The following is a 19776-nucleotide window of genomic DNA, read 5'->3' on the forward strand; positions in this document are numbered from 1 at the left end:
ATCACATCCCCCCGGTCATCTGCATAGCCGCCTGCATCGCGGCGTCAACGAGCGGGGCCGGCGCAATGCCGAACCACAGATTGCCAAGCGCCAATATCCACAGGGGAAGATAAAGTGCCGGCGATTCGCGAAGCGATGCGCTGTCCTCAGCCGGCTTCCACAAAACCTCGACAATCTTCCACAGATAGGCAACAGACATCGCGCTGCTGGCCAGAACCAGCCCCACGACAATGATCATCTCGGCCTCGAGAAGCGCGCGAACAAGATAGAGCTTCGAGATAAAGCCAGCCGTCAGCGGCAGACCGATCAGGCTCAGCCCGCAGATCAGAAACGCCGTCGTCGTGATCGGCATGCGTCTGCCAAGGCCCGTCATCTGCGCCAGATTTATCCGTCGTCCCAATATCACCGCGTAGCCACCAACAGCCACGAACAGCCCCCCCTTGATCAGTGCATGGTTGCCGATATGGATGAAACCAGCAGCGATACCGGCGGTGGTCGACACGCCAAAAGCAAGCGCGATATAGCCGATCTGCGCTACCGAGCTGAAGGCCAGCAGCTTTTTGATGTCATTTTCATAGATGGCCAGAATGGTGCCGATGAAAATTCCGCCAAGCGCAAGGGGTACCAGAACGAATTGCAGCGCGAACCCGGTCATATCCGGCATGCCGGCAAAAACATCGAAGACAATTCGCGCCATGACATAAAGCGCTGCCTTTGTCGCAATGGCGGCAAGCAGTGAAGACACCGCAGACGGCGCAAAGGCATAGGCCGCCGGAAGCCATATATGCACCGGAAAGATTGCCGCCTTGACCAGTATACCGGCCATCATGAACCCGAACCCGACCATCACCACGGTTGTCTGCGGCACCTCGGGAATCCGCACCGCAAGGTCGGCCATGTTCAGCGATCCGGTCACGGCATAGATAAAGCCCACCCCGATCACATAAAAGGTCGCGCCAACCGCGCCAATCACCAGATAATTATAGCCGGCAATCAGCGCCCGCCTGTCACGTCCGGCACCAAGCGCGATCAGAATGACCGAGGATAGTGCCGAAATTTCAAGGAAGACGAACAGGTTGAACGCATCCCCCGTCATCACCAGGCCGGACAATCCCCCACAGGCAAGCAGCCAGGCGGCATAGGCCTTGCCGGCATCCGCCTCGGCGATATCCGCCAGCAGCGCGGTGCGGGCAAACAATGTCACGACAAAGGCAAGCCCCGACATGACCAGGATGGTGAAGGTCGACGGTGCGTCAACGACAAACTCGATACCCCAGGGGGGTGGCCAGTTGCCAAGGAAATAGCTGAAACTCTCGCCGCCCGTGACAGCTCCCTGCAGCAGCAGCGCACACAAGAAGGCCGCGCCCGTGCCAATCACCGCAAGAAGCCAGGCAAGGCCGGCAATCGGCAGCATCGCCGAGACAGGTGACAGCAGCAACGGAATGACAACAACCAGCGCCGGCAGGTTGGCAATGATCTGCGCCAGCGTCATACCGCGCCCCCCATACCATCATCACCGCGCCTTGCGCGAGGTTCTGCCGCCTCGGCCTTCAGCGCCAGCACCTCATCATCTTCGATGCTGCCAAAGGCAGCATGGATCCGCAGGATCAGTGCCAGACCAAGCGCCGTCGTTGCCACCCCGACGACAATCGCCGTCAGGATCAACACATGTGGCAGCGGATTTGAATAGAGGGTATCGGCCGCGTCCATCAGAATCGGGGCGGTGCCGCCGGCAACCTTGCCCACGCTGATGTAGAAAATAAACACCGATGTCTGGAAAATGGCCAGCCCCACCAGCTTTTTCACCAGATTGTTCTGCGAAATGACAATGAACAATCCGCCCATCATCAGCGCAATGACAACCAGATAGTTCCAGCTTTCCAGGATCTGTGCGACGGGGCCGGTCATCATTCGTCCTCCGTGGCGGCATAGTCAGTTTCGGCAAAGCCGGCAAACGCATGAAACAACGCCAGCATCACGCCGGTCACGGTCAGCCCAACGCCGAATTCCACCAGCAGGATACCGTAATGCTGGCCTTTCGAGGCATCACCGGACAGCACGTTGTAGTCAAGAAACAGCCCGTCAAGCATCATCCCGGCGACACCAACCCCGCCATAGATCAGCACACCAAGCGCAAGCATTGCCAGGTTGACCCAGCCGGGAACGAGTCGCCGCCCGGCCTCGAGACCAAAAACCAGCGCGTGCAGAATAAAGGCAGCCGCGATAATCACGCCGGCCTGAAACCCGCCACCAGGCCCATAATCACCATGAAACTGGACATACAGCCCGAATATGATGATGGGCGCGAACAGGATTTTTGCCGTAACGCGCAGGATCGGGTTGTCACGCATTGTCACCCTCCCCCTGATCCGTCTTCGCGGTGCCGGGTTTCACGGCACGTGCGGTTCTTGTAAAGCCGGCCAGAAGCACAAGCACCCCCAGCCCGGCAGTGAACACCACAACGGTCTCACCAAATGTGTCAAAGCCGCGATAGCTTGCCAGCACTGTGGTGACGACATTCGGGATTTTCAGAAATGATCCGCTTTCCTCGAGATATCGTGGGGCGACATGGGTTTGTGGCGGTGCCGTTGGATCACCGACCGGTGGCAATTCAACAGCCGCCGCGACCAGCAGCGCCCCGGCAAGCAGGCAGATGATCAGGGCTGGCAGGATATGGCCAATGCCCTTTGCCTCGGGCGGGGTTTTCTCGACCGCTGGGAGATAGGCCATCGTGGCAAGGAACAGAACAGTCGAAATGCCGGCCCCAACCGCCGCCTCGGTAAAGGCGACATCGACAGCATCGAGATTTACAAACATCGCCGCCGACACCAGTGAATAGGCCCCGGCAAGGACGACAACCGGAAACAGGCGACGGGTCCGGATAACCAGAACCAGAATGAACACAAGCAGTGCCAGCAACAGCAGGTTGGTAAGATACCCGGCCATCAGGTCTGATCCTCTCCGCCATCTTCGGTCAGCGGCTTCAACCCGCTGCGATGCGCCACCTGGGCCACCGCATGTGTGGCGATCGGGCTGGTGAAGAACAGGAAAATACCGATAAGGGCCAGCTTTACGCTGACGAGCGTGAAACCCTCGTGAATGATCAGGCCAAGAATGATGAAACCCACACCGGCCGTGTCCATCATGCCAACTGCATGCGTGCGGCTGTACAGATCAGGCAGGCGTATCAATCCGAGACTGCCGACAAGAAGTGCAATCACGCCGGCACCGATACAAAGCCCTGACAGAATGTCGACGATCATGGTCATGCGTCACCATCCTTGCCAGCCGGCAGGTCGGGGCGCGCACGTCCACCCTGGTCACCAAGCCCCCCGGTATCAAACAGCTTCAGCACGGCGAAGGTGCCAATGAAATTGATGATCGCATAGAGAATGGCGATATCGACGAATTCAGGCCGGCCCATGACGTAGCCGTGAAGTGCGATTCCAAGAATGACCGTCGTCCCGGTTGCGTTGACAGCCAACAGCCTGTCAAAGGCGGTCGGCCCCTTCATTGCCCGGACAAGCGCCATCACAAGGGCCACCGCACAGGCGACCAGCCCAACCACAAACATCATTGACCACCCCCACCTTCAAGAGCGGTAACCCGGCGGTCCATCTCGCCACTCTCGACATCAGCGGCAAATGACGGATCAAGGGCATGGACAAGAAAGTGCGGCGTGGCACCATCAGCCCCCTCGACCTCGATGGTGACTGTCCCCGGCGTCAGGGTGATCGAATTGGCATATGTCACCAGTGCGCCAGCTGACACCTGCGTGGCCGGTGTCGTGAAAATCACCGGTCGCGCCCGGCCCGCCAAAATCAACCGGCCGGTAGCGATGTTCGACACAATGATTTCCTTGATCAGCCAGGCAAGATAGGCCGGCAGGCGGGCCATCATATGAAGCGGCAGCCCTTCGTCGTCGGTGCCACCAATCCGATCGGCCAGCCAGGTGACAAGCGCGCAGCTGGCGATACCAAGACCAACCAGAAGCGGTGTGTAGTGCCCAGACATCAACAGCCAGGCGGCCATCAACACCCCGAACAGAATCATATTGCGAATGGAACGGCCCACAAATGTCTCCCCAGCTGGGTTGATAGTAGTGTGCGGACCGCAGCACTTCAATCCGAAAACAGGGCTAAAATCCTTCATTTGCCGCGGTTGAATATCGCAGCCAATAGAGTTATTACATTGTCCAGACGCAGCATTTCGGCTGCGGGTGTCAATCAGGGGGTATCATCATGGCTGGAACCAAGCCGCGCCCGGATCATGTTCCGGAAGAAAACGTCTATAACGGTATTCACTGGCTGGTTCTCGTGACCTACATCGCCGCCATCAGCGGTGTCGCCATGCTTCTGGTCAATGCTGGCTGACAGCTGATCTATATCGCAGGCAACAATGTGCGGACATTACAGCGCATTGACCCGGCCCGCCGCGACTTGTTAGGCGTCAGGAATGGATCAGCTTTATCAGGACCGCATTCTGGCCTTTGCAAAGGCCGTTCGGCAGGCGCCGCAGCTTGACGCCATCACGCATCATGCGTCTGTCTCCAATCCAACCTGTGGCGACCGGGTGGACATAAAGCTACATGTGACAGAAGGCAGGATCGACGCCGTTTCGACATCGGTGCGGGGCTGCGCTTTGTGCGAGGCCGGTGCAGGACTTCTTCTGGAAATGGCACCTGGCCTCAGCGCCCAGGCGCTTGCGGCTCTTGGCGATGATCTCGCGGTCTGGCTGGCGGGAGAAGACACCGATATCCCGGATGACATGACTGCCTTTGCGCCGGTTCGCACCATTCGCAACAGGCATAAATGCGTGACCCTGGCATTCGAGGCCGGCAGGGCGGCGCTTGGCGACGACACAGCTGAATAAACAGATGCGCGGGGCCGCCAGACGGTGATCCGCCGGCAGGCGGTCTGCCCGCCCTATCGCGGGATCAGTCGGGACGCACGGATACCTTTCCGAACAGCCACAGCACAAAACACAGTGCCAGCGGAAACCCGATCACAAGCATAAGTCCGATATTTGCGTTCATGGTGAAGCCCCCCAGTTGACAGATAACGGGTTATACCCCGGCTACAGCACCATGCAAGGTCAAATCTGGGAACAGACCTGCGGAACGATGCCGCAAGCAGGTGTGTCGATCAAATCGCCAAACTTCAATCCGTCTCGCAGACAGCGCCATCACAACATGGCATGACATTCATGTGGCAATGGGCACATTGGCCGTGACCATGCACCCAGACAAGCTGTTCAGGCTGTCCGCAGGCAGGACAACGTGGCATGACATGCGATGCCTCAACCGAACGCACCGACTGGTGCGCCTCTTGCCCGCCCTCGGTCATCCTGCCTGTCTTGTTCACAGCGATCTCCCTGTTCATCTGGGGCCAAGTCTCTCGCGCAATCTTTGCCGTGCCGCCTCCGTGCCATCGTGAAAAGTACCAAACCAGGCATCAAGTGGAAAATCCACACTGCCATAATTGCATTCGAAATACCGATGGTGAAGCTGATGATGGAAATGCCCAACCAGCATCCGGCGGCTTTTGCCAAGCAGCAGTTCATGGAACCCGGTATGTCCAAAAATCGCCGACAGCGCCAGCATATAGCCATGAAACATCACAAGCACAGGATGAGATGGCACTAGAAGATGAATCAAAAAAGAGCTGAAATATATCAGATGTTCAACAGGGTGCATGGAAATTCCAGACCACGGCCCGATATTTACATTGCGGTGGTGAAGCGAATGAACATGGCGGTACAGAACGCTGGTATGCAGCAGACGATGCCCCCAGTAGAAATGGAAGGCCACCCAAGGGCCGGTAAAGAAAACCAGAATCAGGAACAGAACCGGACTGGCAGCAAAGGACACAGCCGGACTGCCGCCAGTGGCGTGGACCCACAGCACCAGCACCTCATAGCCTGTCCAGATCGGTACACCGCTGGCCAGTGACCAGAACATGTTGTCATAAACCTGACTGCCGAAGGTGAATCGCGACCCGCCGCGATGCCCGAACCGGGCGACATATTTTCGGTCATCCCCCTGCCCGCGACGAACATAGAAAAACAGGTGAAAGCCGCCGGCAACAAGCAGCACCAGCCCGAAATTCAGCGCCAGCAAGGTGCCAATCCATCCCGGTGCCAGCACCGACATGTCACCGAGCAGCGGGCGAAGCGCCCACCATCCGGCGACGGCGATGACGAGGAACAGGCTGACCTCCGACAGGGTCAGCCAGTAATCTCGGTGATAGGCAATAATCCGGCGCCAGTTCCAGGGCCAGGCAAAGACAGGATTGTTTTCGATGGGCACGTCTGGCGCGAAATGCCATTCGCTGGCGTGGGCGTGCTGGGATTCCGCACCTGTTCCGGAAACCGTATCGGCAATCGTCTCGGAAACGGTGTCATTCGCGGGTGTCGTCATGGCATCCAACCAGTCAGGTTCACTCTCCCGAACGGTGCCAGAACTGATCCGAGGAAACAATCAAGTATCTCGCCTTATCCATTCTACGGTTGAACAAGGATCGAATGCTATGTCGGCCTTGTTGCCTGCCTTTAAGGCGATCAGGTGGAGCCCCTCTATCAACCTTTATAATTCTCACTGACAGATAAAAGAAAGTTACCAGTGTTACACTCTTTTTCAGGAAATCAACTTGGGCATGACTAACAATTATGTCATCACGAAAGATATCCCGCGCGAAGGCACTTCGGGTGCTAGAGAAAACTAGTGGGCGGTGCGCGTATTGCCCCGCGTCATATTCTTCGTCTTGTCGACTTCGCCGATGACCCGCCGGAATGAGGCCTCCAGCCGAACTCCCTTTCGCTTGCCGCCGGGCCAGAAATTGCGCTTTGCGTTCATTCACTTGTTTTCTTTCATAATGCAGCTTGTTCTGGTTCTCTCCAGACGATCATTCCAGACTTTCAAAGCATATGATTTCGGCACCGTTGCGAACCATCGTCACGATTTTGGATTTGGCCCCTGCGTCTCCTTGATCGTGCTTTATTTCAAGACCAAGAGGGATGTGCCAATCATAGATATCAAGAACCATCAGTCGCCGCCTGGCAGGTGTGAAAAGACTGTATTCTGGAGCGGCACCGTTGATCGCTTCCGAAGGTGAAGCACCGTCGAGACGTCTTTCCATGATGATTGCGGCCAGTCTGCCAAAGGCAGCGCAGGCATCAACTTCGTCAACCGTAGCGGCATGCAGCGACCGCATTGGCAGAGCCGTAATCAACACCGCAAGAATTGTGGCGGGGTTGGGTCGTTTCATTGTTCGAACTCGGCGTTTTGTTCGCATGTTTGGTCGCGCACATGGGGTGGCTTCATGGGGTTGTCAATTAGGCCTTCAGCCTCGGCTTTATCCAGCCATTCCCAGTCTTCGCCCTTCATGTGGTATGGCCGGTTGATGGGCCGGTTGCCCTTCCGCGATTTTGACCGGTCGGTCATTAGACCGGCCTTCCACCATCTGGGCATGGGTTTCCGCCCAACGCCTGACGCAGCGATTCGCGCTGGAAATGCCCGATTGTCCATTCACCCCGGATTTCGTTCCACTGGTAAAAGGTCGCCTTGGGCTTTGTAACCTCCCTGACCCAGGCAGAAATGTTGCCAATCGCGGTACTGGCAATCTTTCGATCTTCCGCCGTCTCTACCACCCGTCCCTTGAAGGCGTTGATGCTGGCACTGGTGACAACCTGCTGGTTGGCGAGTGATCGCAGGATATACAGGTGCAGGTCTGACTGTGGCGCGGCCCTTGCCTTCTCAATGACCTGCGACCACTGATCAGTGGTGAGTTCAAAGTCCTCATAATTCTCCTGACCGGCATGGGTCATCCGCCCCTCCCTCATCGACTGCAGCCGGTTGCCCGGCAAACCCGAAAGGTTAGATGAAAGAGGTTAAAAAATCGTCAAGTTCACGGAGGAAAATGGACCGTCAAAAGGATACCAGAAACAAAAAACCTCCGAAACCGAATGGTTTCAGAGGTGATGGCATCCCGTACGAGATTCGAACTCGTGTTGCCGCCGTGAAAGGGCGGTGTCCTAGACCCCTAGACGAACGGGACACTGTGGTTGCACGTTATGTAGTCAAAACGGCACGGCAAATCAACCCGGTTTTTTTGCTTTTGACATGCTGTCCGGCTTTCCCGCCCGACAGGTCACGACAGGCGCGGCGCGGCGTCCTCAATCTCGAACTGCATGGCGCGTCCACCGCGGAAATGATCGCGGCGCACCCGCCCCAGAACATGCAGCGGTGCGCCGTCGCGCGCCGACAACAACGCCTCGCCGAATGGTGTCCCGCCAGCCTGAAACGCAATCGCCGACAAGGTCGTGCCACTGCCATCATCGAGCCGGCAGGAAATATGCGCGCCATCACGCCCGATGGCCTTGGCAAATCCGATCCGGCAGTCGGGAAGCGCAAATCGCGGCTCCGGATTGCCGCTGCCAAACGGTCCCAGCCTGTCCAGCCAGTCGGCAAGTTCCGGCAATACACCTGCCGTACTCAACAGGCCTGCCACCTGCCGGACCGGGCGCGGCACCTCTGCGCCGATCTCGGACGCAAAGCGGCGGCAGAGGAATTCATGAAATTCATCCATCCGATCCGCATCAACGGAAAAGCCGGCCGCCATGTCATGCCCGCCTCCCCCGGCCAGAATACCGGCCTGCTGCGCCGCGATAACAGCACTGCCAAGTCTGAAGCCGGGGATGGATCGCCCCGAACCCTTGCCAGCCGGCACCGTTCCACCGGCATCCGGGCCATCACCAAAAGCGACAACGCAAGCCGGTTTGCCAAGCGCCTCGCGAAGACGCCCGGCAACGATACCGATCACGCCTTCATGCCAGCTCTGATGGCCAACAAGGACCACGGGCCGGTCATCCTGCCGGACCGCCAGATCCATGGCATGGGCACGGATTTCCTGTTCGATTTCACGTCGACGGTTATTCAGTTCGTCAAGCGATGCGGCAATGGCGCCAGCCTCGTCACCGGCTGTCGCCGACAGCAGCCGCACGCCAAGATCAGAGGCACCGATCCTGCCACCGGCATTGATCCGGGGGCCAAGCAGGAATCCAAAGGTATGGCCGGTCGGCGGTGTGTTCAGACCAGCCTGATCGGCAAGGCAGGCAAGACCAAGATTGCTGCGCTGCGCCAGCACCTTCAGCCCCTGCGCGACAAAGGCCCGGTTAACACCGGTCAGCGGCACGACATCACAGACAGTGGCCAGCCCGACAATATCCAGCTGACGGATCAGGTCGGGTGCCGGTCGGCCATCAGTGAAAAAATTCCTGCCCCGCAATTCACGAAGCAGCGCCACAAGCACGATGAAGGTCACTCCCGCCGCACAAAGATGTCCATAAAGGCCATCCTCGTCGAGCCGGTTCGGGTTGATGACGCTGTGGGCCGGCGGCAGATCAGGTCCGGCAAGATGATGGTCAACGACAATCACATCGATCCCGGTGCTGGCAACAGCGGCAAGCGGCGCATGTGCGTTGATCCCGCAATCCACTGTGATGATCAGACCCGCACCACGCTGCTGCAGGGCCTGAAGCGCGGCCGCATTGGGGCCATATCCCTCGCGCATGCGGTCTGGAATATGGACATCGACAGCCAGGCCAAGCATCCCCAGGACATTCACAAGAAGCGCCGCCGCCGCCGCGCCATCGACATCGTAATCCCCGAAGACCCCAACCGGCGTTCCCGCCTCGACAGCATCGGCAAGCCGCGCCGCCGCCCGGTCCATATCGCGAAAGCGCGACGGATTGGGAAGCAGGTCACGAAGCTTTGGATCAAGAAACTGATCGATTGTCAGGTCACCAAGATCACGCCCGGCCAGAAGTCTGCTGACAGAAAGCGGCATATCGCTGAATTGCTGGGAAATGGCGGCGGCATGGCGGTCGAGTTCGTCGCCCTGACGGATTGACAGCGCAGCTTCCCATCGCGCATTGGTCAGCGACGATTCAACTCCGAGAAAGGCCGCTGCGCCGTTCAATCATCCCTCCTGATCGGCACTCATGATAGGCATCGAGACTGGAGGTGCCTGAACACAGGACAGGGCTTCGATCTCGTTCAGCGCCTTCATCAAACGATCAACCGACACATCATGGGTTGTCATCACCAGCGCCACAACATCCTGCGGGGCACGCCCCTGCTGGAGCAGCGATTCAACGGAAATGTCATGCGCCTGCAGCACCGATGTCACATCGGCAAGAACGCCGGGCTTGTCGACAACCATCAGCCGCACATAGAACGGTGTGTCCGGCCCACCTCCATTGACAACCTTGGTGCCATCTCGAAGCGCCGCCACAGGCCGCCCGAATGTATGGGGAATCCGTCCGGCAGCGATGTCGACCAGATCCGACAATACGGCAGAGGACGTCGGGCCGGCCCCGGCACCGGGGCCGGTCAGGACGGTGGCGCCGACAGGCTCGCCTTCAAAGGCAACAGCATTGAGAACACCGTCAACCTTGGCAAGCTGTGTTGTTGTCGGCAGCAGGCATGTCTGCATCCGCGGCATCTGTCCCGGCTCGGCGACACCAACAAGCTTGATCCGGAAGCCAAGCTGCGCGGCATAGGCAAAATCCACTGCCGACACGTCACGAATGCCGGAGATCGCCACATGATCAAATTGCGGCGTCTGGCCAAAAGCGATCGCCGCCAGAATCGTCAGCTTGTGCGCGGCATCGATCCCGTCGACGTCAAGCGACGGTTCGGCCTCGGCATAGCCAAGCTTCTGTGCATCGGCAAGAACATCTGCAAATGCCTCGCCGGTTCGCTCCATGCGGGTCAGAATATAGTTGCAGGTACCATTCAGGATTCCAGAGACACGGCTGATGCTGTTGGCGGCAAGCCCCTCGCGCAGTGCCTTGACCGCCGGAATGCCACCGGCAACGGCAGCTTCAAACATCAGCCCGACATTGTTTGCCTCAGCCAGCGCGGCCAGTTCGGCACCATGATGGGCCAGAAGCGCCTTGTTGGCAGTGACAACATGCTTTCCCGACGCAAGCGCATCGCGCACAAGATCAAGCGCCACCCCCTGCTCACCCCCAATCATCTCGACAACGATATCGACATCCTCGCGGGTCGCGATATCGGCGGCATTGTCCTCCCAGGTCATGCCGGCCATGTCGAAACCGCGATCGGTATTTCGGCTGCGGGCGCTGATGGCGGTAATCACAAAGGGTCTGCCGGCAACAGCAGCGATCTCCGCACCACGATGGCTGAGCTGGCGCGCCACTTCGCCGCCAACGACGCCAAGACCGGCGATGCCGACACGAAGCTGCTGATTGAGGTGTTTGTCAGATGGCATGGTGGTTCACTTCCACGGATCAAAAAGGCCCGTCAGATGTAGCCGCTGCCGCTGCAATATACAAGCCGAAGCGAGACAAACTAGCCTGTTGCCAGCAGGACAGCGCCGGACCGATTGCCAGCCTCGACCAGCTGATGCGCCCGTGCCGCCTGCGCCAGCGGCAGGGTGTCCTGAACCGGCACATCCAGAACCCCACGTTCCAGCATATCGCCGACAATGGCGGCATAGGCCGCAGCCTCCTCTGCTGCCAGCAGATAGACAAGGATCGATGACAGGGTGATGTTCTTGAACATCATCTTCAGGAACGGCAGGTCAACCGAGGGCTGTTTTACCGAGCCGAACCCGACAATCGTTCCCTTTGCAGCCAGAAGATCGATATTGGCCTCGATATTCACACCACATTCCGGATCGATGATCCGGCTGATCTCCGCCCCGCCGGCGGCGGCCCTGACCGCGCCGACGAGATCAGGCGACTGATAATCAAGAACAGCCACCGCACCGGCATCACCAATTCTGTCGGCGCGCGCCATATTGCCTGTGGTCGCGATCACAGTGGCCCCACTGTCAACGGCAATCTGCACCGCAAGCCGCGCCACGGTGCCACCGCCACCATGAATCAACAATGTCTCACCATCGACCGGACCGTCCTTCAGCACTGCATAGGCCGCGGTCAGTGCCGGAATGCCCAACGCTGCGCCAACCTCGAACCCTACACTGTCGGGAAGCTGGTGGACACAGCCGGCATCAAGGGTGATGAATTGTGCCGCGGTGCCGTGCGCGCGCTGCCACTGTCCATTACGAACAAACACACGCGCCCCGACCAAAGCCGGGTCACCGCCTGCGCCAACAGCCTCAACAACTCCGGCACCGTCGCTATGCGGGATGATCCGGGAAAATGCCATCGGCCGCGATCCGGCCCGCACCTTGACATCAGACGGATTGACCCCCGAGGCGTGAAGGCGAACCAGCACCTCGCCGGGTTCCGGCGTGGGAATGGGAAGCTCGCCACTGACGAGAACATCCTGCGCCGCGCCCTGTGTCTCGTACCAGACTGCCTGCATCATTTCGGTCATTCAGCTTTGTCCATCCGTTGGGGTGGCAATGTGGGATCCGGCGTCACAGATTGGTCGCGCTTCGCGCCGCCTGATCATACAGTCCTGACAAGACGCGCAACTGGCGCGCCAGCTCTGACAGGCTGGAGGCGTCCACCTCGCCAAGCGCGGAAAAAGCATCAACAAGGCAGGTCTCGCGGATCTTGCGATAGCGTTTGATCAATTGCTGGCCGCGCTCGGTGGTGCTGTAGAGAACCTCCTTGCCCTGCTTTTCACGATCAATCAGCCCCGCTCGAAACAGCTTCTTCAGGGCATAATTGACAACATGCGTATCCGCGACATTCAACTTGAAGCATATGTCGGCCAGTTTCTTGGCACGGCCCCGGTGATTGACCGAATGCAGGCTCAGAATGTCGATCACGCCAAGATCGGCCATTTCGGGAAAATCGGCCTGTGCCGCCGCGGTGCCACGCATCATCCACAGATTGAATGCGTTGCTGGCGACAATCAGGCCATATTCCACCTCGCTCAGCTCGGCGGCCTTGTCGGACACCAGATGCGCTGATGAGACAATCCGTTGACCGGTGGTATTCATGCCACAGCCCCCGACTGTCAGTCGTCAGCGCGGCCAAAGCCGCCACCGCCGGGTGTTTCGATCACAAAGACATCGCCCGGCTGCATCGCCCGCAGGTCGGTTGCTGTCAGCTCTTCGACACTGCCGTCGCTTCGTTCAACCCAGTTGCGTCCGACCGCCCCGTCACCGCCACCTGCCATACCATAGGGCGGGACAATGCGGTGATTGGCCAGAATGACCGCCTCCATCGCTTCAAGGAACCTCGTGCGCCTGCGCACCCCGTTACCGCCATGATGCCGTCCAACACCGCCGGAACCGTCCCGGATCTCGAAGCTTTCCAACAGAACCGGATAGCGCCATTCCAGCACTTCGGGATCTGTCAGCCGGCTGTTGGTCATATGGGTATGGACAGCATCACAGCCGTCAAAATCAGGCCCGGCACCCGACCCGCCACACAGCGTTTCATAATACTGGTAGGCATCATTGCCATAGATGAAGTTGTTCATCGTTCCCTGCGCCGCCGCCATGACCCCAAGCGCCCCATAGAGCGTGTCGGTGACAATCTGCGATGTCTCGACATTGCCGGCAATCACCGCCGCCGGATATTGCGCCTGCAGCATGCAATCATCGGGAAGGATAATGGTGATCGGTTTCAAACAGCCCTCATTCATCGGGATGTCATCATCGACAAGCGTTCGGAACACATAGAGGACAGCCGCCCGGCAGACCGCCGCCGGCGCGTTGAAATTATTCGCGCCCTGCGGACTGGTGCCGGTGAAGTCAACCGTGGCAGCACGGTTCCTGTGGTCGATGCTGATTTTCACGCTGACCTGCTGGCCATTGTCCATCGGATAGACGAATTCACCATCACTCAGCACATCGATCACCCGGCGCACCGATTCCTCGGCATTGTTCTGGACATGCGTCATATAGGCAAGAACGGTATCCAGACCGAACTGACCGACCATTTTCTGCAGTTCCTGAACACCCTTTTCATTGGCGGCAAGCTGTGCCCGCAGATCGGCGATGTTCTGTTCAGAATTGCGCGCCGGATAGAGCGCACCTTCGAGAACCTCGATCATCTCGGCCTCGCGGTAGACGCCCTGATCGACAAGTTTGAAATTGTCGATCAGCACACCTTCCTCGTCGATATGCGCTGAATCAGGTGGGGCCGACCCGGGTGTCTTGCCGCCAACATCGGGGTGGTGCCCACGACAAGCCACGAAGAACAGGATTTCGTCCCGCTCAAAGACCGGCGTGATTATGGTGATATCGGGAAGATGCGTGCCGCCATTATAGGGGTTGTTCAGAACATAGGCATCGCCAGGCCTGATGCGGCCCTCATTGTCGCGAAGCACCGCGCGCACCGATTCGCCCATCGAGCCGAGATGCACCGGCATGTGCGGCGCGTTGGCAATCAGCGATCCCGTTGAATCGAAAATGGCACATGAAAAATCCAGCCGCTCCTTCACATTCACCGACAACGCCGTGTTCTGGAGCGTGTAGCCCATCTGTTCGGCAATCGACATGAACAGATTGTTGAACACCTCCAGCATCACCGGGTCACAGTCGGTGCCGATGGCGACACGTTCCGGCCGTGCCACAACCCGCCGCAGCACCAGATTGCCAATATCTGTCATCTCGGCCTGCCATCCCGGCTCGACAATGGTTGTTGCTGTTGCCTCGATGATCAGGGCGGGTCCGTCGATCCTGCCCCCGGCGGGAATGGCGTCGCGCTGATGGACCGGCGCCGTGACGGGTTGCCCACCCATATAGGCCTCGACCATTGCCTGTGGGCCGGCAGCGTCGCCGACCGCGGCATGCGGTGTTGATTCAAGGTCGAATGTCAGACCGATGGTCTCGACCGAAATGGTGGCGGCAATCACCTTCTTGCCCGGCATGACAAAGCCGAACCGCGCCCGATAGGCACGTTCATAGGCCGCCGCCATCCCATCAACCGGCCCATAGGGAACCTCGAGCGAGGTGTCCGAGCCATCATAGCGAAGATGAACATAGCGGCGCGTCTCGGTGCGATCGCCGGAAATCCCCTGTCCGGCCACTTCAGCCTCTGAAACAGCGGCAAGTTCATCCAGTTCCTGTTCGAGGCGCGGCACCAGAGCGTCGATCAACGGCGCCTCGATGGTCCGTTCACGAAGCGCGCGCACATCGGCAAGCCCCATGCCATAGGCCGACAGGACGCCGGCAAAGGGGTGAACCAGAACCGTGTTCATGCCAAGCACATCGGCAATCAGGCAGGCATGCTGGCCACCGGCTCCACCAAAACATTGCAGCGCGTAGTCGGTGACATCATACCCGCGTTGCACGGAGATTTTCTTGATGGCATTGGCCATGTTCTCGACCGCGATCCGCAGGAATCCGTCGGCAAGCTCCTCGGGCGTGCGGCGAATGCCCGTCGCCGCCTCAACCTCATCCGCCATAGCGGTGAATTTCTCACGCACCGCCTCGGCATCCAGCGGCGCGTCCTGGCCGGGGCCGAAGACATGTGGAAAGAAATCCGGCTGAAGCTTGCCAAGCATGACGTTGCAGTCGGTGACCGCCAGCGGCCCGCCACGACGATAGCAGGCTGGCCCCGGATTGGCGCCGGCGCTTTCCGGGCCGACACGGAACCGCGCCCCGTCGAACTGGCACAGCGACCCGCCACCGGCGGCGACAGTATGGATCAACAGCATCGGCGCCTGCATCCGCACGCCGGCCACAACCGTTTCAAAGACACGTTCATAGGCGTTTTCGTAATGCGCGACATCGGTCGAGGTGCCACCCATGTCAAAGGTGATGACCTTGTCAAACCCGGCCTGCTCGGCGGTCCTGACGGCACCGACAATGCCACCGGCCGGCCCGGACAGGATGGCGTCCTTGCCCTGGAACAGGCTGGCCCCCTTCAGGCCGCCATTCGACTGCATGAATTGCAGGTTCACACCGCCAAGCGCGTCGGCGATCCGGTCGATATAGCGGCGCAGAATCGGTGACAGATAGGCGTCCGCGACGGTGGTGTCCCCACGCCCCACGAATTTGATCATCGGACTGGTTTCATGGCTGGTCGATATCTGGGTAAAGCCGATCTCACGCGCCAGCGCGGCAATCCGCAGCTCATGATCCGGCACCCGGTAGGCGTGCATCAGCACAATGGCGACCGACCGGATCCCGTCATCAAAAGCCGCCTGCAGGCGTGGACGCAGATCATCAAGGTCAAGCGGCGTTAGAACGATGTCCTTCGCATCGACGCGCTCTACCACCTCCTCGACCCGCTCATAAAGCATCTCCGGCAGCACGATCTGCATATCGAACAGGCGCGGGCGTGCCTGATAGGCAATCCGCAGCTGATCGCGAAACCCCTTTGTCACGACCAGCAGAGTGCGATCCCCCTTGCGCTCAAGCAGCGCATTGGTCGCCACCGTCGTGCCCATTTTCACGGCATCGATGTCGGATTCCGGAATCGGCGCATCATCGGAAAGCGCCAGCAGATCGTGAATGCCCTGCAGCGCGGCATCCTCATAGGCTTCGGGGTTTTCCGACAATAGCTTGTGCGTATGAAGCGTGCCGTCAGGTGCCCGCCCAACCACATCTGTGAATGTGCCGCCACGGTCGATCCAGAATTGCCAACCCGCCTGTTTGACCTCTGCAGCTATTGTCGGTGCGCCGTCCATGATATTCCTACCCGATGATGTCTTTGCTCCCACCGTTAACGCTGATAAATTATCGATATTTTGTCAACGTTAATTCGCTCCTTGGTCCGGCTGCATCGCGGGCCGGGTACAGGAACCCACAAGGTGGAGGAACACAATGCAATCAGTGAACATTGCTGAAAAGCTCGCCATCGTGACCGACCATTGGACCCCAAAAATCGTCACCCGCTACAATGACAATGACATCATGGTGGTCAAGGTTCAGGGAGAATTCGTCTGGCACAGCCATGATGACACTGATGATTTCTTTCTGGTGCTGAGTGGACATCTGACAATCAAAACCGAGCATGGGGATGTGGCTCTTGGACCGGGAGAGCTGTTTGTTGTTCCCTGTGGCGTGTCGCACTGTCCGGTGGCTCGGGAAGAAACACATCTGCTTCTCATCGAGCCATCAGGAACGCCCAATACGGGCGACAAGAGAACCGCAACCATAAAGGAAACCATCTGACGGTGATGACGACAACGGTGCGGTGGCGGTGAGGTTTACAGTCTGGCCACCGCGCAAGGGGCAAGGCTCACCCATGCCAAGGCATGTGTTTGCTGGACGTTGAGGAGGTCGTTGCCCGGGTCGCCATGACGATCGGTGCAACGCCGAAATTCAACAGGCTGCGGCGTGCAGGATGACGGCGAAGGTGCCACAGGCTCCTGCGCGGACTCTGAAACAAAAAAGCAGGGCCGAGGCCCTGCTTTCGAAAATTCGATAATGTGCGCTTTGACTAGCGCTTTGAGAACTGGAAGCTCCGGCGGGCTTTCGCCTTGCCGTATTTTTTCCGTTCGACAACACGCGGGTCACGGGTCAGGAACCCGCCGGCCTTCAGCGCCGGGCGCAGACCAGGCTCGAACATTGTCAGCGCACGGCTGATGCCATGACGGACCGCGCCGGCCTGTCCCGACAGCCCACCACCCTTGACGGTGGCGACAACGTCGAATTCACCAATACGCTCGGCGGCTTCGAATGGCTGGGCCAAAATCATCTGCAGAACCGGACGGGCGAAATATTCGGTCACGTCCTTGCCATTGATCTTCATCTGGCCTGTACCACGCTTGACCCACACACGGGCGGCGGCGTCCTTGCGGCGACCGGTGGCATAGGACCGGCCAAGATTGTCGATTTTCGGCTCGACCGGTGCGGCTGCGGCTGCGGCTGCCGGGCTTTCGGTCAGCGTTTCCAGAGCGGCCATGCCTGCCGGTGCTTCGGTGGTTTCAACCTTTGTTTCGTCAGACATGTCTACCTCTTGTTCTTCGCGTTCATACCGGCAAGGTCCAGCGGCGCCGGCTGTTGCGCCTGATGCGGATGCTCGGGCCCGGCATAGACATGCAGGTTCCGCATCGCATTGCGGCCAAGCGGGCCACGCGGGATCATCCGTTCAACAGCCTTTTCGACAACCCGTGCCGGAAAGCGGCCATCAAGGATCTTGTCGGCTGTGCGCGACTTGATACCGCCCGGATAACCGGTGTGCCAGTAATAGGTCTTCTGATTGCGCTTGTTGCCGGTCAGTTTCACCTTTTCGGCGTTGATCACGATGATATGATCACCGCAATCCATATTTGGCGTGTAGCTCGGCTTGTGCTTGCCGCGGACGCGCATGGCGATCAGCGACGCAAGCCGACCCAGAACGACATCCGCCGCATCGACAACGAACCATTTCTTTTCGATGTCTTTCGGCGTTGCCACAAATGTTCTTGGCAAAGGCATGATTGTCTCCAAAATTCACAGATCGGTCTCGGCCTGCCATCAGGCTGCCGGAATCTGAGCCGGGTTATAGGCGCTAATTGCCTCATGGTCAAACGCTTTATCAAAGTTAAAATATAAATAAGTAAATAAAAACAGAATGTTATAAATGAGGTATTATTTTACCGTATCTTTTACAGCCCGGAATGGGGCCGCACCGCCTTTGCGAACATCGCTAACGCGTGCTAAGTCACCATACAACGTCGCAACTCGCCATCCGCCGGATCATGTTCATACTCATCGACAATTATGACAGCTTCACCTGGAACCTGTGGCATTTCATGTCTGATCTGGGTGCCGAAGTCGATATCATACGCAATGACGCCGCGACACCGGCAGAGGTACTGGCGCGCAAACCGGAAGGCCTGATCCTGTCGCCCGGTCCGGGAATCCCGGAAGATGCCGGCATGTCGATCGAGCTGATCCGTGCTGCGGCGGGATCGGTGCCGGTGCTTGGGGTCTGCCTTGGTCATCAGGCGCTGGCGGTAGCCTTTGGCGGCGCGCTGAAGCGCGTTGACCCGCCCGTTCATGGCAAGCTGTCACGGATCAAAAGAAGCTACGCCAATGCAGTCGCGACCGATATCTTTGCCGATTGCCCGCAGGATTTCCCGGTCACACGCTATCATTCCCTGGTTGTCGATGAAGACAGGCTGCCGCCGGAACTGACGGTTACGGCGCGCACCGAAGCCGGCGCGGTCATGGGCATCAGCCATGCCGAACATCAACTTCATGGTGTGCAGTTCCATCCCGAATCCATCGCCTCGGTGGCTGGCTATCGTATTCTGGCGAATTTCCTGAAACTCTGTGGTCAACAGGTGCCGTCCGGCGACGATCTGACAGACCTTGAATCCCAGGTCCTTCGCCTCGACGAACGTTTTCCCGGCCAGATGCATCCCTAGCTGGCCGCAACCGGTCGGTGCCCGGTCACACGAACATAGACACCATCAGGATCAAACATCCGGAAATCGGACCTGCCCCAGGGCTGATCCCGCAATGGCTCGACAACCGGATGCCCGCTGCGTCTGGCAAGCTCGTGCGCTTTGATGATATCCGGCACCTCGAAACACAACTCCACGGCACAGGCAGTCGGCATGCCATTACACCCACGGCGGCGCTGTGCCACCGGCAGATGATCGCGTGACACCAGATGAATCTTTGCCTGTCCCCTCTCCATGACAATGAAGGCCGGACTTTCCTGCCTGACAGTCAAACCGATTGCATCGGCATAGAAGGCACGTGACAGCGCCAGATCCCGGGCGAATATTTCAAAAAAGAACTTCATCCCCTCTCCCGGCCATAATGTTCCTGTGCCCCGGGATCGGAAAAAGGGGCCGCGAAGGGGAGGCTGTCTTCGCGGCCCACACCGCCACCGGGATCCAATGACAGAAAACCCGGTGCCGGCATATTCTACGGCTTGGCA

General features: G+C 58.8%; 24 protein-coding genes and 1 tRNA gene. 4 read left to right on the forward strand and 21 right to left on the reverse strand.

Annotated elements, in window-relative coordinates; all coding sequences use genetic code 11:
• Position 1: 1 nt before the first annotated feature.
• Genes AB3X55_03195 through AB3X55_03225 form a run of 7 tightly spaced genes read right to left on the reverse strand, consistent with a single transcriptional unit; the run spans position 2 to position 4074 of the window.
• Positions 2 to 1492 (reverse strand): monovalent cation/H+ antiporter subunit D family protein, encoded by a 1491-nt coding sequence (locus AB3X55_03195; protein ID MEX0502582.1) that lies wholly within the window; start codon positions 1490 to 1492, stop codon positions 2 to 4.
• The gene (locus AB3X55_03200; protein ID MEX0502583.1) at positions 1489 to 1911 is read right to left on the reverse strand and encodes a cation:proton antiporter subunit C; all 423 of its coding nucleotides are present in this window, start codon (positions 1909 to 1911) and stop codon (positions 1489 to 1491) included. Before AB3X55_03200 ends, AB3X55_03195 begins: the two co-directional genes overlap by 4 nt.
• Positions 1908 to 2351, reverse strand: a complete 444-nt coding sequence (locus tag AB3X55_03205; protein MEX0502584.1) for a Na(+)/H(+) antiporter subunit B — start codon at positions 2349 to 2351, stop codon at positions 1908 to 1910. Before AB3X55_03205 ends, AB3X55_03200 begins: the two co-directional genes overlap by 4 nt.
• A complete protein-coding gene (locus AB3X55_03210; GenBank protein MEX0502585.1) occupies positions 2344 to 2946 on the reverse strand; it encodes a DUF4040 domain-containing protein in 603 nt (200 codons plus the stop codon). The genes AB3X55_03205 and AB3X55_03210 overlap by 8 nt, the downstream gene beginning before the upstream one ends.
• Positions 2946 to 3269 (reverse strand): monovalent cation/H(+) antiporter subunit G, encoded by a 324-nt coding sequence (gene mnhG, locus AB3X55_03215; protein ID MEX0502586.1) that lies wholly within the window; start codon positions 3267 to 3269, stop codon positions 2946 to 2948. Before mnhG ends, AB3X55_03210 begins: the two co-directional genes overlap by 1 nt.
• On the reverse strand, positions 3266 to 3577 hold the full coding sequence (locus tag AB3X55_03220) for a monovalent cation/H+ antiporter complex subunit F (GenBank protein ID MEX0502587.1): 312 nt from the start codon (positions 3575 to 3577) through the stop codon (positions 3266 to 3268). Before AB3X55_03220 ends, mnhG begins: the two co-directional genes overlap by 4 nt.
• On the reverse strand, positions 3574 to 4074 hold the full coding sequence (locus AB3X55_03225) for a Na+/H+ antiporter subunit E (protein ID MEX0502588.1): 501 nt from the start codon (positions 4072 to 4074) through the stop codon (positions 3574 to 3576). Before AB3X55_03225 ends, AB3X55_03220 begins: the two co-directional genes overlap by 4 nt.
• A 167-nt stretch (positions 4075 to 4241) precedes the next feature.
• Between AB3X55_03225 and AB3X55_03230 the strand changes: the two genes are divergently transcribed.
• Complete coding sequence (locus tag AB3X55_03230) at positions 4242 to 4373, forward strand: hypothetical protein (protein ID MEX0502589.1); 132 nt, start codon at positions 4242 to 4244, stop codon at positions 4371 to 4373.
• A gap of 82 nt (positions 4374 to 4455) precedes the next feature.
• Positions 4456 to 4872, forward strand: a complete 417-nt coding sequence (locus AB3X55_03235; GenBank protein MEX0502590.1) for an iron-sulfur cluster assembly scaffold protein — start codon at positions 4456 to 4458, stop codon at positions 4870 to 4872.
• A gap of 287 nt (positions 4873 to 5159) precedes the next feature.
• Here AB3X55_03235 and AB3X55_03240 read toward each other — a convergent pair whose 3' ends face one another.
• The 11 genes from AB3X55_03240 to AB3X55_03290 form a co-directional block, all read right to left on the reverse strand.
• Positions 5160 to 5381 carry a hypothetical protein gene (locus AB3X55_03240; protein MEX0502591.1) on the reverse strand — a complete coding sequence of 74 codons (222 nt, stop codon included), beginning with the start codon at positions 5379 to 5381 and terminating at the stop codon, positions 5160 to 5162.
• Positions 5378 to 6418 (reverse strand): sterol desaturase family protein, encoded by a 1041-nt coding sequence (locus AB3X55_03245; protein ID MEX0502592.1) that lies wholly within the window; start codon positions 6416 to 6418, stop codon positions 5378 to 5380. The genes AB3X55_03240 and AB3X55_03245 overlap by 4 nt, the downstream gene beginning before the upstream one ends.
• Positions 6419 to 6902: 484 nt before the next feature.
• Positions 6903 to 7265 carry a hypothetical protein gene (locus tag AB3X55_03250; protein ID MEX0502593.1) on the reverse strand — a complete coding sequence of 121 codons (363 nt, stop codon included), beginning with the start codon at positions 7263 to 7265 and terminating at the stop codon, positions 6903 to 6905.
• On the reverse strand, positions 7262 to 7384 hold the full coding sequence (locus AB3X55_03255; protein MEX0502594.1) for a hypothetical protein: 123 nt from the start codon (positions 7382 to 7384) through the stop codon (positions 7262 to 7264). The genes AB3X55_03250 and AB3X55_03255 overlap by 4 nt, the downstream gene beginning before the upstream one ends.
• A gap of 56 nt (positions 7385 to 7440) precedes the next feature.
• Complete coding sequence (locus AB3X55_03260; protein ID MEX0502595.1) at positions 7441 to 7824, reverse strand: hypothetical protein; 384 nt, start codon at positions 7822 to 7824, stop codon at positions 7441 to 7443.
• A 154-nt stretch (positions 7825 to 7978) separates the two neighbouring features.
• Positions 7979 to 8054: transfer RNA gene (locus tag AB3X55_03265), tRNA-Glu, on the reverse strand.
• A gap of 93 nt (positions 8055 to 8147) precedes the next feature.
• Positions 8148 to 9977, reverse strand: coding sequence for a single-stranded-DNA-specific exonuclease RecJ (gene recJ / locus AB3X55_03270; protein ID MEX0502596.1), 1830 nt, complete (start codon positions 9975 to 9977; stop codon positions 8148 to 8150).
• The gene (locus AB3X55_03275; GenBank protein ID MEX0502597.1) at positions 9978 to 11294 is read right to left on the reverse strand and encodes a homoserine dehydrogenase; all 1317 of its coding nucleotides are present in this window, start codon (positions 11292 to 11294) and stop codon (positions 9978 to 9980) included.
• An 80-nt stretch (positions 11295 to 11374) separates the two neighbouring features.
• A complete protein-coding gene (locus AB3X55_03280; protein ID MEX0502598.1) occupies positions 11375 to 12367 on the reverse strand; it encodes an NADPH:quinone reductase in 993 nt (330 codons plus the stop codon).
• Between the two features lie 43 nt (positions 12368 to 12410).
• Positions 12411 to 12941: a winged helix DNA-binding protein gene (locus tag AB3X55_03285; protein MEX0502599.1), complete on the reverse strand. Its 531-nt coding sequence runs from the start codon at positions 12939 to 12941 to the stop codon at positions 12411 to 12413.
• A gap of 17 nt (positions 12942 to 12958) precedes the next feature.
• A complete protein-coding gene (locus AB3X55_03290; GenBank protein MEX0502600.1) occupies positions 12959 to 16585 on the reverse strand; it encodes a hydantoinase B/oxoprolinase family protein in 3627 nt (1208 codons plus the stop codon).
• Positions 16586 to 16721: 136 nt separating this feature from the next.
• Between AB3X55_03290 and AB3X55_03295 the strand changes: the two genes are divergently transcribed.
• Complete coding sequence (locus AB3X55_03295) at positions 16722 to 17072, forward strand: cupin domain-containing protein (protein ID MEX0502601.1); 351 nt, start codon at positions 16722 to 16724, stop codon at positions 17070 to 17072.
• Between the two features lie 268 nt (positions 17073 to 17340).
• Here the strand turns inward: AB3X55_03295 and rpsI are convergent, their stop codons facing one another.
• Positions 17341 to 17805 (reverse strand): 30S ribosomal protein S9, encoded by a 465-nt coding sequence (gene rpsI / locus AB3X55_03300; GenBank protein ID MEX0502602.1) that lies wholly within the window; start codon positions 17803 to 17805, stop codon positions 17341 to 17343.
• A gap of 47 nt (positions 17806 to 17852) precedes the next feature.
• A complete protein-coding gene (gene rplM, locus AB3X55_03305) occupies positions 17853 to 18320 on the reverse strand; it encodes a 50S ribosomal protein L13 (GenBank protein ID MEX0502603.1) in 468 nt (155 codons plus the stop codon).
• A gap of 263 nt (positions 18321 to 18583) precedes the next feature.
• Between rplM and AB3X55_03310 the strand changes: the two genes are divergently transcribed.
• Positions 18584 to 19255, forward strand: coding sequence for an aminodeoxychorismate/anthranilate synthase component II (locus tag AB3X55_03310; GenBank protein ID MEX0502604.1), 672 nt, complete (start codon positions 18584 to 18586; stop codon positions 19253 to 19255).
• Here the strand turns inward: AB3X55_03310 and AB3X55_03315 are convergent.
• The gene (locus AB3X55_03315; GenBank protein ID MEX0502605.1) at positions 19252 to 19638 is read right to left on the reverse strand and encodes a VOC family protein; all 387 of its coding nucleotides are present in this window, start codon (positions 19636 to 19638) and stop codon (positions 19252 to 19254) included. The genes AB3X55_03310 and AB3X55_03315 overlap by 4 nt on opposite strands.
• Positions 19639 to 19776: the final 138 nt, after the last annotated feature.

It is taken from the genome of Alphaproteobacteria bacterium LSUCC0719 (assembly GCA_040839025.1).
Classification (GTDB): domain Bacteria; phylum Pseudomonadota; class Alphaproteobacteria; order Puniceispirillales; family Puniceispirillaceae; genus UBA8309.